This is a genomic window from Hyphomonas sp. UBA4494 (assembly GCF_002388935.1).
GTDB lineage: Bacteria > Pseudomonadota > Alphaproteobacteria > Caulobacterales > Hyphomonadaceae > Hyphomonas.
Genome location: NZ_DGNK01000024.1, coordinates 86,302 through 101,565, shown reverse-complemented (window position 1 = coordinate 101,565; position 15,264 = coordinate 86,302). Strand labels below are relative to the sequence as shown.

Sequence of the window (15,264 nt, the reverse complement as noted above, 5' to 3'; positions counted from 1 at the left end):
CTGAAGCGCGGCATCGACAAGGCATCCGCCGAAGTCGTTAAAGACCTCGCTCATCATTCCAAGAAGGTGAAGTCGAACGAAGAGATTGCCCAGGTCGGCACGATCTCCGCAAACGGAGACACCGAAGTTGGCGCAATGATCGCTGAAGCCATGGCGAAAGTCGGCAATGAAGGCGTCATCACGGTTGAAGAAGCCAAGTCGCTCGAAACCGAACTCGATGTTGTCGAAGGCATGCAGTTCGATCGTGGCTACCTGTCGCCTTACTTCATCACCAACCCGGACAAGATGATCGCGGAACTCGAAGATCCGTTCATCCTGCTGCACGAGAGCAAGCTGTCTTCCCTGCAGCCAATGCTGCCGATCCTCGAAAACGTTGTTCAGAGCCAGAAGCCGCTCCTGATCATCGCTGAAGATGTCGACGGTGAAGCACTGGCCACCCTCGTGGTCAACAAGCTGCGCGGCGGCCTGAAGATCGCTGCTGTGAAAGCTCCAGGTTTCGGCGACCGCCGCAAAGCCATGTTGCAGGACATCGCTGTCCTTACCGGCGGCCAGGTCATTTCCGAAGATCTCGGCATCAAGCTCGAGAACGTCTCCATGGACATGCTCGGCACCGCGAAGAAAGTCGCCATCACAAAAGATGACACGACCATCGTGGACGGCGCTGGCGCCAAGAAAGACCTCGAAGCTCGCGTGTCGCAGATCCGCAAGCAGATCGAAGACACGTCTTCCGACTACGACAAGGAGAAGCTGCAGGAGCGTCTCGCGAAACTGGCTGGCGGCGTAGCTGTCATCAAGGTTGGCGGTGCCACTGAAGTGGAAGTGAAAGAGCGCAAGGATCGCGTCGATGACGCCCTGAACGCCACGCGTGCCGCTGTGGAAGAAGGTATCGTCCCTGGTGGTGGTACGGCGCTTCTCGCTGCTGCAAGCAATATCGACGTCAAAGGCCTGAATGCTGACGAACAGGCCGGTATCGACATCGTGCGCAAGGCTCTGGAAGCTCCGGTTCGCCAGATCGCTGAAAACGCCGGCGTCGAAGGCTCGGTCGTTGTCGACCAGATCCGTCGCGGCAAGGGCAAGGGCTTCGGCTTCAACGCCCAGACCGGCGAGTACGAGGACCTGGTCAAGGCGGGCATCATCGACCCGACCAAGNNTTCGGCTTCAACGCCCAGACCGAAGAATATGGTGACCTCGTCGCCATGGGCGTGATCGACCCGGTGAAAGTTGTGCGCTCTGCTCTGCAGAACGCTGCATCGGTTGCTGGCCTGTTGATCACGACGGAAGCGTCCATCGCTGAAGCCCCAAAGAAGGAAGGTGCCGGCGGCGGCATGCCTGACATGGGTGGCGGCATGGGCGGAATGGGTGGCATGGGCTTCTAAGCCCGGCCCTCAAAGCCAAATTGTCAGAGGCAGCACTTCGGTGCTGCCTCTTTTTTTGGGCGAAATGATCCTTCCGACGCACTCGATTCCAGCTTCTCTACCGCTGCGGCAACCGCTTAGAGTTGCCAAAAACACAAACGGGAGAGAAACAAAGTGGCATCTGCTTCGGATATGAATTTCGGTGACATGCTTGATGCTGTGGGCGAGATGCTTGGTCCGGAAGACCTGGCTCTGGCCCACGGGACACGGCGGACATACTGGCCAGACTTCACGGCTCGATCAAACCGGCTTGCGCGGAATTTACGCGAGATGGGGATCGAAACAGGCGACAAAGCTGGCTTCTATCTACGTAACCAGCCTGAATATACTGAAGCGCTCGCCGCTTGTTTCAAAGGTCGTTTCACGCATGTGAACGTCAACTATCGCTATCTCGCCGACGAACTCTTCTACATTTTTGATAACTCGGACGCTGCGGTTGTGTTCTTTGATGCACAATTTACTGATCAGGTTGAACTGGTCCGCGGTCGCTTGCCCAAGCTGAAGGCCTGGGTCCAGATTGGCGGCGGAGACGTGCCTGACTGGGCGGTAGACTATGACTGTCTCGCCGCCGACGGTGACCCGTCTCCGCTCGGCATCGACCGATCACCAGAAGATTTGTTTTTCCTCTACACCGGCGGAACCACCGGAATGCCCAAAGGCGTGATGTGGTCACAATCTGTCTGGCGACAGGCGTCCAGAGAAGGCGCAGAGAAAGCCGGTCTGCCCTACCCGTCCACTATGGAAGAGTTCAAGATGGCAGTTCAGCTTATGGGAAAAACGGCGCGGCAGGTGCCCGCCTGTCCCCTGATGCACGGCACAGGGCTGTTCACGGCGATGGGTGCGCTGCTAGGCGGCGGCGCAATTATCACGCTGGAACAGAACACCAGCTTTGACCCTGAAAATTTGTGGGAAACCGTCTCGGAACATGGCGTGACGAGCATGGCGATCGTCGGAGATGCATTCGGAAAGCCGATGCTAAAAGCTCTCGACGACAATCCTGGCCGTTGGGATGTCAGCTCTGTACAAACCATCGTATCGTCCGGCGTAATGTGGAGCGCGGAGGTCAAACAAGGCCTCCTGAAGCATATGCCTCAAGCCGCCATGATGGACAGCTTTGGCTCATCTGAAGCGGTCGGCTTCGGATCATCCACAACGACGCTCGAAGGCGGAACCCAGACGTCCAAATTCGAGATCGGCCCGAACTGCAAGGTATTTTCCGAAGATGATCGCGAGATCGTGCCCGGCAGCGGCGAGGCCGGGATCATCGCCCGCGGCGGCGCAGTCCCTCTCGGCTACTACAAGGACGAGGCGAAGACCGCCACAACGTTCCGGACAATCAACGGGGTCCGTTACGCCATACCGGGCGACTGGTGCACGGTGGAGGCGGATGGCACGATCTCATTGCTGGGCCGGGGATCAAATTGTATCAATACGGCAGGTGAGAAAGTCTATCCAGAAGAGGTCGAAGAGGCCTTGAAGGAACATGCTGCCGTCAAGGACGCACTCGTTGTCGGCGTGCCCGATGAGAAGTGGGGCAACGCCGTGACGGCCGTCGTATCCACAGATTCAGAGGTCAGCGAAGACGAACTGCGCAGCTTTGTGCAATCACGTATTGCCCGCTACAAGGCTCCCAAGTCTGTTTTGTTCAAAGATGATCTTGGGCGCGCGCCGAATGGCAAGGCCGACTATAAGTCCATCAAGGCATTCGCGCTCGACAAGCTGGGCATCAGCCAATGAGCAACAGGCCTCTCAACGTGTAGGCCACCACAGCGACCACCAGCATCGACACAAGGGCTATGCCGACAAACCAGATAAGCCGTCTGGTGAGCGGCGGCTCCTCGTTGTCGTCTGCTGGCTGTACCGGATCAATGCGCATGATAGCCATCTCCCGGCTTAACTTTGCCCCAGAACAGGCTGTAGACGTATGCTGTATAGGCCAGAATGATCGGCAGCATAATCACGGCGCCCACCAACATCAGAACGAGTGCATTGTCCCGCGCAGCAGCCTCATGGATGGATATTTCGTACGGCACGATGAATGGGTAAAGGCTGACGCCGAGGCCCACGTATCCGCTGGCAAAAATGCCCGCCGCCAAAAGGTAAGGTCGCCAGTCCGGCGCAGTGCCCACCGCGCCCTGTTTCATCGATAGGTCTCTCCACAGCCAGACGACAAGTGCCATGCCGACCAGGGGCACCGGCGCGAGCGGCAGGAAGCGTGCAGGCTCAATATGGCTCATGGAAAAGCCCCACCGATCGCCAATGGATGCGTCCACTGAAAGCGTCGCGAAACTGACTGCCAGGAAACAAATTGCCACGCCAGCAAGTGCCATCCGGCCCCACTTGCGCGCCTTGTCATGCAACTCACCTTCGGTTTTGAGAACCAGCCAGCAAGCGCCGAGCAACATGTACCCGATGACAACAGAGATACCGGTCAGAAGGGTGAATGGCGTCAACCAGTCGAACGCGCCGCCCGCGAAGGCACCGCCCTCGACATGAATGCCCTGTACCATTCCGCCAAGCATGATGCCCTGTGAAAATGCGGCGGTGAACGATCCACCATAGAAAGCGCCATTCCAGAAGATACGAGTGGGTCGACGCACGGCCTTGTGTCGGAATTCAAACGCGACGCCGCGGAATATCAATGCAGCCAACATGATAAGCACAGGCAAATAGAAGGCTGGCATGATGATCGCGTATGCGGTGGGAAACGCCGCAAACAGGCCGCCACCACCAATGATCAGCCATGTCTCATTGCCGTCCCAAACGGGCTCGACGGTGGCGGTCATCATGTTCCGCTCTTCTTCAGACTGCGCGATCGCGGTGAACATGCCAACGCCGAGATCGAACCCGTCAAGCAAGACGTACATCATGACGCCGATGGCGAGGATCAGGGCCCAGATGAAGGGTAGGTCGATAGCCATGTTCGCCTCCTATTCCGCCGCAACGATATCGTCGGATGTTTCGGCCTTGTCATCGACTGCGCCCATTGGAGACCCAGGAGGACGCCGCTCACGGCCAGAAGGGTCCGTGGGACTGTCATCAAAGCCGCGCGTGGCAATGCGCGCCATATAGACGACACCGGCCGTGAAAATGATGGCATAGACGACCATGAACACGAGCAAGGACGTCGCCACCTGCCCGGCAGAGACCGGTGACAGGCTGTCCACCGTGCGCAAATGTCCATAGACCGTGTAGGGCTGGCGACCGACTTCCGCAGTAATCCACCCGGTCACGACAGCAATGAAACCAAGCGCGCCAGCCGGGACAGCCGCGATGTGGAAGAGACCCGGTGTGTCCAGCTTTTTCCTCCACCAGAGGAAGGTGCCCCAAACGCCCATGGCCAGCATGCCGAGCCCGGCCCCTACCATAATGCGAAATGCATAGAAGACGAGCCATAGCGGCGGCCGTTCGGATTCCGGAAAGTGGTCGATGCCATGAAGCATTTCGCCTTCCTCCAGGCCGGGGAAAAGGAATGAACTGGTGCCCGGAACCGTTATGCCCGCATGGCCGCATTCGGAACCATCCGGCCACGCGATCAGAACCGTGCCCTGCACTTCCTTGGATTCACACCATCCCTCCACCACTGCGATCTTGGCGGGCTGGTACTTGTGCGCAACTTCGCCCGACCAGTGTCCAACCATGATCTGGATCGGCAGCAGGACCGCCAGAGTGCCCGACGCCATACGAATTTGCCACTTGGTGGGCTCGGTTGTCCGACCTTTCAGAGTCTGCCACGCACCCGCAGCGAGAATTACCGCCGCAGTCGTAGTATAGGCAGCCAGCAACATGTGTGCGAGCCGACTTGGCAGGCTCGGATTGAAGATCGCCTCGATCCAGCTGGTTGCATAAAAATTGCCGGTCTCTGCATCAATCGCAAAGCCGGCTGGCGTCTGCATCCAGCTGTTTGCGGCGAGGATCCAGAAAGCTGAAATCGTGGTGCCGATTGCTACAGCGCATGTCGCAGCAAAGTGCAGCTTCCGACCAACTTTTTGCCAGCCAAACAGCATCACGCCCAGGAATGTTGCCTCCAGGAAGAAAGCGGTCAGCACTTCATAGGCCAACATGGGGCCCATGACGCTGCCGGTGATCTCAGAGAACAGGCTCCAATTCGTACCAAATTGGTAGCTCATCACGACCCCCGATACGACGCCCATGGCGAAAGCGAGCGCGAAGATTTTCACCCAGTGCAGATAAAGTCGCTTGAAAACTTCCCTGCCGGTCTTCAGCCACAAGCCTTCGCATACCGCGAGAAAAGCCGCGAGACCGATCGTAAAGGCAGGAAAGAGAATGTGAAAGGCGACGACGAAAGCAAACTGAAGTCGCGACAAGATAAGTGCATCAAATTCCATGAGGCTCGCTCCGGATCATGTATGCGATTTTTCTAATATAGTTTAGAGGCTGGCCAAACTTGACGAGCTGACGCGCGCCGGTCTGACGCAGGCGCGCCCAGTCAGCCCTTCCGACGCAATGTCCTGAATATGGCGTCAGCGCGCGCCGCAATGTCCCCATCGTCCTTCACCAGCCTCGCTGTAACGTGAACATGGCCACCGTCTATCAGCGTAACATGCGGATGCGCTTCCAGCCAGCAGCCCTCCCGAACGATGTCCATGAACTCCATGGTCAGCTTGAGCGTAACCGACATCTTGCCGGTCGCGCTCCAGACAGCCCATGCCAGCGCACTATCGGAAAAAGCGCAGGTCATTCCGCCGTGAAGGAAGCCCATGCCATTGCAGTGACGATCCAGCACCCACATGCCGGTGCGCACATCGCCTGATGCCGACGCACGATACGTGGGACCATTGTGTAGCGTGAATTTCCCGCGGGATGGCGTTGGCGCAAATCCCGGCGGCGGCTGTCTCAGCGGCTCAACCGCCTCACTCACCCATGTTTCCGAATACATCGTGATGGACTGTATCGCCGGGCTCAATCCCCAGTTCGGCGGCACGCCCCCCCGCCAGTTCCAGCACGCCCTTCACCGGCACGCCCGGATTGATCCGACGCAGCGATCCTGGAACAGTTTCGCGAGCAATCGCCAGCACTTTGCCATCAGGGTCAATGAACAGCATGTCCAGAGAGATCAGCGTATTCTTCATCCACATATTGGCTTCGCGCGGCTGGCCGAAATCGAACAGCATGCCAGCATTTTCTGCGAGCTCTTCCCGATTCATGAGGCCTGCCTGGACTTCTTCCGGGTCATTCGCCAATTCGACCGTGAAGCTGTGCTCAGTCTCTCCCGACATGATTGTGAGAGGGCCGGTTTCCAGCTGGGCGAAAGCCGCAGGCAAGAACAGGACGAGCGATGCGAAAGCAGAAGAGATGAAACGTATCATGGGGCTTGTTTAGACGGGTGCCCGCAAGGCGGCAAGCTGTCTTGGCTGCTGCTTACCCGCGTTTAATGTGGCTAACGTGCTCACCTTTTGAACCGGTTTCAATGCAGACTTCCAGATCCGTGCCAGGCTCAATATCTTCGTAGCCGGCTTTGCGCAGAACGACGGCGTGCACGAAGATATCCGTGTCATCGCCTTCGCGCTGAACGAACCCATAGCCGCGGGTGCGATTGAACCATTTCAGCGTGACCGTCTCGTAATCGCGCTCAACACCTTTCTCCTTGGCCACAGTGGCCCGAGGGCGTTCCATCTCAATTATATTAGCGGTTTGCCAACCGCGGTCGCCTTTCACGGCGTCACAAACGATGCGCGCACCCTCATCGGCAGAGGATTCACCATACCCCCTCAGGCATGTCACATGCAGCATCACGTCTCCCGTCAGACTTGCGTCAGACGTCGACTCGGCGACAATAAATCCGTAGCCCTTGGCACTATCGAACCATTTCACATGGCCAATTACGCGCACGGCATCCTCCACGGATGCAGGCTCTGATTCTGATTTGGCGGCTATTCTCGTCATCAACCCGTATTCCCCAATCAGGCAACCTAAAATGTGTTAACGCGCTTGTCACGCGATCTTCACATCAAAGAATGGCTTTCTGCGACCCTGCCCGCCGCTTACCCCCGCAATGTGGACAGAAATGGGCAAGCGCGGTGAGACACTGCAGCAACGCCCCGTCATACCTCCCTGCCGTGATCATCCTCACAGCCCATTTACCAAGAATATGCTTGCAACGTTAAGTAACGGAAAGCTATACATTGCTGCCAAACTTGGCGCGTAGATTGGAATATATGAGCAATCATACCCTCGACACCTTCAAAGAATTGCTCTTGGAAGGCCTGTGCGACAGCGATGTCCTGCCCCGGGCGCTCGAGATGGTCAATGCGCATTGTGGTGCGGAAACTACACAACTCATTTCCGTCAGTGATGCGACCTTCATCCTGGATTCCGCCGTCGAGGGCACCGTCGATCGCGACCTTTTTCAAAATGAGCAGGAGTATCTCGCCGTCAATCCGCGCACCCGGATTCTGGCCTCGCGCGAGATCGGCCGAATCATTCGAGACCATGAAGTGGCAGATGAGGAGACCGTGGCCACCAATGCCGCCTATCAGGAACTCCTGATTCCGGCCGGCGTCGGCCAGTTCGCCGGCACGGTCCTCGCCAGCGATGACTCGACCGTGGTGGCCCTGGCGATTGCCCGCCCCCGCGATGATGGTCCGTTTTCGGATGATTCCATTGCCCGCTTTTCTCAGATGGTCCGCGCAGCCATTCCGGTCACCCATCTTGCAGGGCGCATTGTCAGCCGGCAGGAAACGTCCCTGCTGGACATGTTCGGCCGCCAGGCCTGCGTCGCCATCCTGCACAAATCCGGCACGGTCGTCCGGCAGTCAGAACAGTTCGAGAAACTGCTCGCGTCCGGCGTGGTCCGCACCGATGGGCTCGGCCGCCTGGATCTCCTGTCCGACGAGAGCAACCGCGATCTGGCCCTCACCCTGCGCGGCCAGAGCAACGCCATTGGCGGCCGCTTTTCCTTCGCGCGCCTGCGCCCGGAATGCACCTATATCTGTTCGGTCACACCGGTGCCCCCCATCGCGCATTTCGGCGCCCGCTCCGGCCATGCGGTCCTGTTCATCGACAAGCTCACATCCGTGAAATCCCTGGACCAGAACCTGTTGCGCCAGACCTACTCCCTGACCTCAGCAGAATGCGATGTCTGCGAACGGCTCTATGCCAGCCAGACCGTAGCGGAAATCGCCACAGCCCGGGCTGTGGCAACCAGCACGGTCAAGACGCTTCTCAAGTCGATCATGCAGAAGATGGTGGTCAATCGCCAGGCCGAGATTGTGATAAAATCGTCACGTTTCGCGTTCAATTCTGGTATGTCCGTGCCCGTGCAAACGAATGCAGGCGATAAACTTTACGGATAAATTGTCCCTTCCCCCCGTTTGGGGGATGACAGCCCACTTTCTTAATGTTTCGTTAGCACTCACAAAGGGTGAAACGTTCGCTGAACGCGAGCCGGGAGTGGGGACACGCCCGCAATATCCGGCCCAATTCGGTGAGCCGTTGCTGTAAGATTGGCAGGGCAGAATGCGTGCGACAAAATTAAGTAAGCCACGGGTGGCATCGTATGCGGCAGTTGGCCTCATGATCGCATTTCTAGTGCCGGCCAGCGCATCAGCGGGACACCCGTCCACGGGGCAAGATGCGATGACGTTGGATATTGAAGATTATGTCGGCACGCTTCGGATCATCCCGAACTCCGAGGACAAGATCGAAATCATCTCCGTCGAGGACGGCGTCGGAAACCTTGGAACCCTGTCCGTGAGCACCGATGAAGATGGCGGCGTCTCGGTCCGCGGGGCCCCTGCCTCCCTCGCCATGAATTGCGCCCGCACCAATGGCGAACTCAGCATCTCCTTCGACAATGGCGAGATGCACCCGATCGGCGACTTCCCGACCGTGGTGATTTCCGCACCCACTTCCACAAATGTCCGCATATCCATGCGGGCCGGAGATGCCGAAATCTCCGATGCTGACAATCTCGAAATTCTGGCTGGCGGATGCAGCCGTATCATCGCCAATAATGTCACCGACACGTTCCGTCTGACAACAACCGGCGCCCTGGCCCTGGAAATGTCCGGCGCCGAAGTCGCTGAAATCGACGCCAGTCATGGCGGCCACATCCGGATCAGCGAAATCCGAAACCGCCTGCATGCCTGTCTTGGCCGGACATCCCGGCTGGTCAGCGACCAGCTCACCGGCACGGCTGAAATCTATCAGTCCGGAACCAGCCGGATCACGCTGGATTCCGTTACGCTCACGGACATCACGGCCGAACTCGATGGAACCGCGACGCTTCAAATGGCCGGCACAGCATCGGATGCACGTATGTCACTGGGCGGTGCCTCGCAGGCAAAGGTTTCGAATGGCATCACATTGGCACATGTCGATCTGCAACGCGCAGGCCGCCTCCTCGTGGATGGCGTGCGCTGGAAAGGAACAGGAAATGACTAGTCACCCAATCAGGATAATCCGCACCGGTGCGTGCGCCGGCATGGTCGCACTCGCCCTTGCCGGCAGCGCGGCAGCGCAGGAACTCGTCTATACGCCCGTCAATCCGTCCTTCGGCGGAAACCCGTTCAACTCGGCCCACCTCCTCGGCATCGCAAACGCCCAGGATGATACCGAGGCGCCATCCTCCGCCAGCGGTGATCCGCAGGCTGACCTGTTCATTCGGCAGCTGCAAAGCCGCCTTCTGTCAGGACTCGCCTCCGAGGTCGCCAATGCCATCTTCGGGGAGGATCCGCAGGATTATGGCCGGGTCGTCTTCGGCGACCAGACAGTCGAATTCGTGAGGGGTCTGGATTCGATCACACTGACCATTTTTGACGCAACCACAGGGACAACGACAGAAGTCGTGGTGCCGATTTTCACCACCGGCGGCTAACCGGGAATTTGTAGGGGACACACACTGTATGTGGGGACAATCTGGCCTCAAGCGTTGGCTGGCAACGCCTGTACTGACGCTTCTGCTTGCTGCGTGCGGCACGCCGCCAAAAGCGTCCATGGACATGGCGGAGCCGACCGTGAATCCGCGCACGCAGACCGAGTATGCTTTGATCTGGCTGCCAAAACCAACGGAGCAGATTCCGGTCGCCGTCTATGGCGTCGCGGACGAGACCGGCGCCTTCAAGCCGAGCGATACTGTCCAGACGCTGTCGCGCGCCGTGACCCAGGGCGCAACGCCGATCCTGATCAAGGCCCTGCAGGACGCAGGAGATGGCAGCTGGTTTACCGTCATCGAACGGGAAAAGCTGGATAATTTGCTCAAGGAACGCCAGATCATCTTGGAAATGCGCCAGCGTTATCTGGGGGAATCTGCAAAGGAATCGGTCGCACTTCCCGCGCTGCTTTTCGCGGGCATCCTGATCGAAGGAGCCATCACGGGTTATGATACGAATACGCAAACGGGTGGGGCCGGCGCACGCTATCTGGGAATTGGCGCGAACACACAGTACCGGGAAGACGCCGTTTCGGTGTATTTGCGGGCTGTCAGCGTCAAGACGGGCGAAGTCCTGATCTCGGTAACGACCGAACAACGCGTCGCGTCTGTCGCTTGGCAGGCCAACGCCTTCAAATATGTCGCCTATCGGGAGCTTCTCGAAGCAGAGGCCGGAATCACCCTGAACCAGCCTCGCCATGTTGCTGTACGCCAGGCGCTCGAAAAAGCCGTTTACGGATTGATCGTGGAAGGTGTAAAGTCTGGTCTCTGGAACTTCGAAAACCCCGATCTCGGCAAGACAGCGGTGGATTTCTACGATCAGAAATACCGCACCGAATTTCCAAAGGACGCCCTGAAGGGTGTGCCAAAGGAATTGCTGCAAGAGGGCGAAAACTGGGAGGCCAATGAAGCAAGTTGAGCTGATGCAATCAAAGCCCTGGACCGACTAGGACCAGGCAAAGACAAGATCGCGCGGCGCGAGCCGCAATAAGGGTGGGGAGAGACCGACTTCAAGTTGGCGCTCGGACCGGTCTCTCCCCGGGGATCTGCCATTTGGCGGATCTCCCGACCAATACTGCCTCACGTCGAGGCAAGCAACTCGGGAGCGGCACTTTATGTTGCCACATACTGCAATCGCATCTGCACGTCCGCCCGCTGAGAGCGCGCGCAGACACTCGACGCGCAATTCATTCGGCGTCCTGTCCATCTTGTTCGGCTTGGCCCTTCCCGCCGGGGCCGACACGGGCTCATTCGCTAATATTGAGCAGATTTCCGACATTCTTGAGCGCACCCGGCAGGCCGAGGCGCAACGCGCAAACACGCTGGAAGTCACCCAGTTGGGGCGCAATCTTGTCGTGGACGCCTATGTTCAGGGTCAGATGAACCGGGCCAATACGGTCTCCCAATCCGGAGACAATGCGTCGGCCCGCATATCCGTGACGGGAGACTCGAACTCGTTCGCGATTCGCCAGGATTCGTCCCCCGTCGGCAGTCAGCCTGCAGGCCGCAATGATGCCACCCTCACAATCGAGGGCGACTCCAACGACGCCCTCATACGGCAGACAAATGATTTTGGTGAACTGTACTATAATTCCGCTTCCCTCACGCAGCTGGGACACGGCAACACCGCCGCAATCTATCAGACCGTCTCGCCTGGCGATCTTGTGGAAGGCGGCAATGTCGCCTCCATCGTGCAGAACGGTGACGACAACGATGCGCTGATCGAACAGACCGGCGCCGGAAACACCGCGTCAATCGAGCAGGACGGAAACGACAACCAGGGTAAAATCTACCAGGACGGCGAAGGCCTGTCCGCCGTGCTCGTCCAGACCGGCGATGCGCTGGAATACACAATCAACCAGACCGGATGTGTCGTGGCCTCTGGCTGCGGCACGGTCACCGTGACGCAAGGCGCATACTGATGCGCGCCCGGTCTGAAACCGAACATGCCTCCAACTGTACATCAGCGGGGCGTGGCAGAAGCCATCGGGGGGACGCACTCAGCTTCCAGAATGGCCTTTTGAACAAGCTGATCCGAGAACGGATCAGTGCGAAATGTGCACTGACAAGGAGACATCTCATGCGCACGAAACTTCTCGCCACCGCCGCAATCGCGGCACTTTGCTTCGGGGGACCTGCCTTCGCAGACGAATCAGAGGCGCTCATCAACCAGAGCGGCGTTTCAAACAATGCCGACATTGATCAGACCGAAGGTCTCGAAAACGAAGGCTATATCGACCAAACCGGCGACGAAAACTCGGCGTCCATCACCCAGAAGCACACACCTCCCGGATCGCAGATCTACAGTATTGCCACCAATACGGCCGACATCGATCAGACCAGTGCCGTCGGCGCTGCGGTTGGCAACTCTGCAACGGTGACCCAGACCGCTGACACCGTTACCGGGGCCGCCCCGAACTCGGTTGACATCGACCAGAACACCGCAGGTTCGCTCTCACAGACGGCTTCTGTTGACCAGGTCGGTGGCCAGGGCAACAGCGTGACCGTCGCACAAGGCCTTAGCGACGATACGGGCGGTGAAGTCGCCACAGTCAGCCAGGAAGGCAATGACAACAGCGCGGTCGTCGCCCAGGACGGCACGGGCGACACAACGACGGTTGCACAGCTCGGTGATGCCAACGCGGCTTCCGTCACCCAGACGGGCAGCGACAATAATTCGACCGTTGACCAGATCGGTAACGACAACGACTCCACTGTCACCCAGAATGCAATCGGCGCCTATGCTGACAATGATCAGACAGGCGACAACAACGTGTCCACGATCGCGCAGACGGACGATTCCTCCAATGGCACGATCAACATCCCGAATGCCGATCCGGAATCGACCGTTATTCAGGCTGGCAACAACAACACCTCCACCGTGGATCAGACGAACACCGGCGGCGGTTTCAACCAGGTTGCCAATGTGAACCAGAACGGCGACACCAATTCCTCGTCCGTGACTCAGGAAGGCACCGGCCCCGGCTTCACGGGCACGCTGCGGACCAATGTGACCCAAACCGGCGGTTCCAGCTCGACTGTCAGCCAGACCGCTGTTGACGGACAGGCCAACAATGCCTTCGCCACGATCAACCAGTCCGGCGCTTCGATCTCCGAAGTCAACCAGTCCCTGGATGGCAACCGGGCAACCGGCATTACGGCCAATGTGACGCAGGATGGCGGTTCCAGCGCCTTTGTAGACCAGTCCGTCGAAAACACCGCGACAAGCGGTGCCGTAACGTCCGGGTCCGTGATCGCCACGCTCGATCAGAATGGTGGTTCGGTCGCAAACGTGAATCAGGGCATCGCTGGCAATGGCTCCACGAACATTTCTGCAAGCATCACGCAGGATGGCGGCGCAACGGCGAATGTCGACCAGTTCATGAACGGGGACGGTCAGTCCGGCCTGAGCACGACCATCCTGCAGGATGGCATGAGCACGGCCAATGTGTCCCAATCGTTCAACATGGATGGTTCGCAGAACTTCGATGCCATCGTCACCCAGTATGGTGATGGCAACACGGCCAATGTCGACCAATATGACAACGCACCAGGTGAAACCGGCCAAAAGGCTGACAACAGCGTTCTGGCTGACGTCTATCAGGACGGCTCCGGCAACACGGCGAACGTCACCCAGGAAGGTCGCGTCTGGCAGGACAGCTCGCTGAACGCCTATGTCACCCAGATCGGCTCCGACAACGAAGCCAGTATCGATCAGGACGGCAAGTCCAGCACGGCGGCCATCGACCAGATCGGTGGCGCATCGTTCAACATGGCCAGCATTGACCAGAGCGGCTTCTCGAACGATTCCTACATCGTGCAGACCGGTCATGGAAACACGGCTTCCATTCTCCAGAATGGTGGCCGTGGAGATGCCGATATTGATCAGAGCGGGGACGATAACTCCGCGACGGTCACGCAAGGCAACAATTCCGGTCGCAACCTGACCGCCAGCGTCACGCAGAGCGGAAATGACAATACCGGTGAGATCACCCAGACGGGCGGCGAATTCTCCACCGCCTCGATCCTGCAGTCGACCGACGGCAACATGGCGACGATCTCGCAAAGCGGCGGTGACTTCAACGACGCGTCGATCAATCAGACGGTGACCGCCGGCAACATGGCCTCCATCGTCCAGACCGGGTCCTATAACTCGGCCACGGTCAACCAGTAACCCTGCCGTCCCGGGCCGGTTTTCCGGCCCGGGACCTTCATTCCACACACCGGAAGGACTGAGCCATGACGAGCCACACATCCTCGTCGACCGCCTATCCGCGCCCCGCGAACCTTGCTGGCGCCCTGCTCGTCCTTGCCCTCTGCACCGGCTGCACCACGCCGTTTGAGCCTCCCAAAATATTCACCATGCCGACCGGCGGCCTCGAGGCCGATACGCCTCCACCGCCCCGTCCCGATGGCCAGCGCAAGGATGCCGACGCAGCGGCCTACGCCATCAGCGCAGAACAGGTCGTTCCGGCCTCCGAAGACACAAGGCAGGATGCTGCGTCTGCGGGTTTCGGCCAAATTCCAGCGAACCCGGCGGCTGCCCGCCTGACTCCCGTCACGGATGCAGACGATCCCTGTATTGGCGACCTGGCTGGAACAGAGCGCTGTCGCACCAGCCTGGAGCCGAATGACGGGCTCACCCTGACCTCCGGCGAAGGAGATGGAACGCTGACCGTTGTCGTGCCCAGCGCGCGCGCCGTGACCGTCATAGATCCCGCCAGCGCCGTCAACGAGATCGGTCGTGGCAAGGCCGTGTCGCAGGCCGCCCAATCGGCCGGCAGCGAATTTCTCATGGGCACCGGCTCCGACGGCACCCCGCCGCCTCCGGACGAAGATGACATGTTGCCGGATTTCGGCACGGAAGGCCTGCCGATCGACGTCCTGATTCCCGGAACACAGCAATAAGCCCTGCAAGCTCCGGCCCGTCCGAGCGGCATGGCATGAAACGGGCTG

General features: G+C 58.9%; 15 protein-coding genes and 1 pseudogene. 10 read left to right on the top strand and 6 right to left on the bottom strand.

What is annotated here, in order from left to right; all coding sequences use genetic code 11:
• The 3 genes and pseudogenes from groL to B2P82_RS09475 all read left to right on the top strand — a co-directional run.
• Positions 1-1,206: chaperonin GroEL (groL, locus tag B2P82_RS09480; RefSeq protein WP_422653699.1), on the top strand; the 1,206-nt coding region annotated here is incomplete at its 5' end.
• Positions 1,155-1,376, top strand: a pseudogene (gene groEL / locus B2P82_RS17095) (chaperonin GroEL); the annotation flags it as partial. The gene groL and the pseudogene groEL, both read left to right, overlap by 52 nt.
• A 153-nt stretch (positions 1,377-1,529) precedes the next feature.
• Positions 1,530-3,152, top strand: coding sequence for an acyl-CoA synthetase (locus B2P82_RS09475; RefSeq protein WP_290485591.1), 1,623 nt, complete (start codon positions 1,530-1,532; stop codon positions 3,150-3,152).
• Here the strand turns inward: B2P82_RS09475 and B2P82_RS09470 are convergent.
• The 6 genes from B2P82_RS09470 to B2P82_RS09445 form a co-directional block, all read right to left on the bottom strand.
• The gene (locus tag B2P82_RS09470; protein ID WP_206990741.1) at positions 3,142-3,291 is read right to left on the bottom strand and encodes a hypothetical protein; all 150 of its coding nucleotides are present in this window, start codon (positions 3,289-3,291) and stop codon (positions 3,142-3,144) included. The genes B2P82_RS09475 and B2P82_RS09470 overlap by 11 nt on opposite strands.
• Complete coding sequence (gene cydB / locus B2P82_RS09465) at positions 3,281-4,336, bottom strand: cytochrome d ubiquinol oxidase subunit II (protein ID WP_290485590.1); 1,056 nt, start codon at positions 4,334-4,336, stop codon at positions 3,281-3,283. The genes B2P82_RS09470 and cydB overlap by 11 nt, the downstream gene beginning before the upstream one ends.
• 9 nt (positions 4,337-4,345) lie before the next feature.
• Positions 4,346-5,764 carry a cytochrome ubiquinol oxidase subunit I gene (locus tag B2P82_RS09460; protein ID WP_206990743.1) on the bottom strand — a complete coding sequence of 473 codons (1,419 nt, stop codon included), beginning with the start codon at positions 5,762-5,764 and terminating at the stop codon, positions 4,346-4,348.
• A 101-nt stretch (positions 5,765-5,865) separates the two neighbouring features.
• The gene (locus B2P82_RS09455) at positions 5,866-6,297 is read right to left on the bottom strand and encodes a PaaI family thioesterase (RefSeq protein WP_290496823.1); all 432 of its coding nucleotides are present in this window, start codon (positions 6,295-6,297) and stop codon (positions 5,866-5,868) included.
• Positions 6,290-6,745: a DUF192 domain-containing protein gene (locus tag B2P82_RS09450; RefSeq protein ID WP_290496821.1), complete on the bottom strand. Its 456-nt coding sequence runs from the start codon at positions 6,743-6,745 to the stop codon at positions 6,290-6,292. Before B2P82_RS09450 ends, B2P82_RS09455 begins: the two co-directional genes overlap by 8 nt.
• 52 nt (positions 6,746-6,797) lie before the next feature.
• Complete coding sequence (locus B2P82_RS09445; RefSeq protein ID WP_206990746.1) at positions 6,798-7,322, bottom strand: cold-shock protein; 525 nt, start codon at positions 7,320-7,322, stop codon at positions 6,798-6,800.
• Positions 7,323-7,594: 272 nt separating this feature from the next.
• Between B2P82_RS09445 and B2P82_RS09440 the strand changes: the two genes are divergently transcribed.
• From B2P82_RS09440 to B2P82_RS09410, 7 genes are all read left to right on the top strand, one after another.
• Positions 7,595-8,731: a helix-turn-helix transcriptional regulator gene (locus tag B2P82_RS09440; protein WP_290496819.1), complete on the top strand. Its 1,137-nt coding sequence runs from the start codon at positions 7,595-7,597 to the stop codon at positions 8,729-8,731.
• Between the two features lie 220 nt (positions 8,732-8,951).
• Positions 8,952-9,821 (top strand): hypothetical protein, encoded by an 870-nt coding sequence (locus B2P82_RS09435; RefSeq protein WP_290496817.1) that lies wholly within the window; start codon positions 8,952-8,954, stop codon positions 9,819-9,821.
• A complete protein-coding gene (locus B2P82_RS09430) occupies positions 9,814-10,254 on the top strand; it encodes a curli assembly protein CsgF (protein ID WP_290483508.1) in 441 nt (146 codons plus the stop codon). The genes B2P82_RS09435 and B2P82_RS09430 overlap by 8 nt, the downstream gene beginning before the upstream one ends.
• A gap of 28 nt (positions 10,255-10,282) precedes the next feature.
• Positions 10,283-11,227 (top strand): CsgG/HfaB family protein, encoded by a 945-nt coding sequence (locus B2P82_RS09425; protein ID WP_290479642.1) that lies wholly within the window; start codon positions 10,283-10,285, stop codon positions 11,225-11,227.
• Positions 11,228-11,423: 196 nt separating this feature from the next.
• Positions 11,424-12,230: a hypothetical protein gene (locus B2P82_RS09420; RefSeq protein ID WP_290496815.1), complete on the top strand. Its 807-nt coding sequence runs from the start codon at positions 11,424-11,426 to the stop codon at positions 12,228-12,230.
• A 158-nt stretch (positions 12,231-12,388) separates the two neighbouring features.
• Positions 12,389-14,482: a beta strand repeat-containing protein gene (locus tag B2P82_RS09415; RefSeq protein WP_290496813.1), complete on the top strand. Its 2,094-nt coding sequence runs from the start codon at positions 12,389-12,391 to the stop codon at positions 14,480-14,482.
• A 65-nt stretch (positions 14,483-14,547) separates the two neighbouring features.
• Positions 14,548-15,216 carry a hypothetical protein gene (locus tag B2P82_RS09410; RefSeq protein ID WP_206990753.1) on the top strand — a complete coding sequence of 223 codons (669 nt, stop codon included), beginning with the start codon at positions 14,548-14,550 and terminating at the stop codon, positions 15,214-15,216.
• Positions 15,217-15,264 lie beyond the last annotated feature (48 nt).

Excerpts from the sequence above, each read along its gene's own strand:
- B2P82_RS09470 (WP_206990741.1), bottom strand. The coding sequence starts at position 3,291 with ATGCGCATTGATCCGGTACAGCCAGCAGACGACAACGAGGAGCCGCCG.
- cydB (WP_290485590.1), bottom strand. The coding sequence starts at position 4,336 with ATGGCTATCGACCTACCCTTCATCTGGGCCCTGATCCTCGCCATCGGC.
- B2P82_RS09460 (WP_206990743.1), bottom strand. The coding sequence starts at position 5,764 with ATGGAATTTGATGCACTTATCTTGTCGCGACTTCAGTTTGCTTTCGTC.
- B2P82_RS09450 (WP_290496821.1), bottom strand. The coding sequence starts at position 6,745 with ATGATACGTTTCATCTCTTCTGCTTTCGCATCGCTCGTCCTGTTCTTG.
- B2P82_RS09445 (WP_206990746.1), bottom strand. The coding sequence starts at position 7,322 with ATGACGAGAATAGCCGCCAAATCAGAATCAGAGCCTGCATCCGTGGAG.
- B2P82_RS09440 (WP_290496819.1), top strand. The coding sequence starts at position 7,595 with ATGAGCAATCATACCCTCGACACCTTCAAAGAATTGCTCTTGGAAGGC.
- B2P82_RS09435 (WP_290496817.1), top strand. The coding sequence starts at position 8,952 with ATGATCGCATTTCTAGTGCCGGCCAGCGCATCAGCGGGACACCCGTCC.
- B2P82_RS09430 (WP_290483508.1), top strand. The coding sequence starts at position 9,814 with ATGACTAGTCACCCAATCAGGATAATCCGCACCGGTGCGTGCGCCGGC.
- B2P82_RS09425 (WP_290479642.1), top strand. The coding sequence starts at position 10,283 with ATGTGGGGACAATCTGGCCTCAAGCGTTGGCTGGCAACGCCTGTACTG.
- B2P82_RS09420 (WP_290496815.1), top strand. The coding sequence starts at position 11,424 with ATGTTGCCACATACTGCAATCGCATCTGCACGTCCGCCCGCTGAGAGC.
- B2P82_RS09415 (WP_290496813.1), top strand. The coding sequence starts at position 12,389 with ATGCGCACGAAACTTCTCGCCACCGCCGCAATCGCGGCACTTTGCTTC.
- B2P82_RS09410 (WP_206990753.1), top strand. The coding sequence starts at position 14,548 with ATGACGAGCCACACATCCTCGTCGACCGCCTATCCGCGCCCCGCGAAC.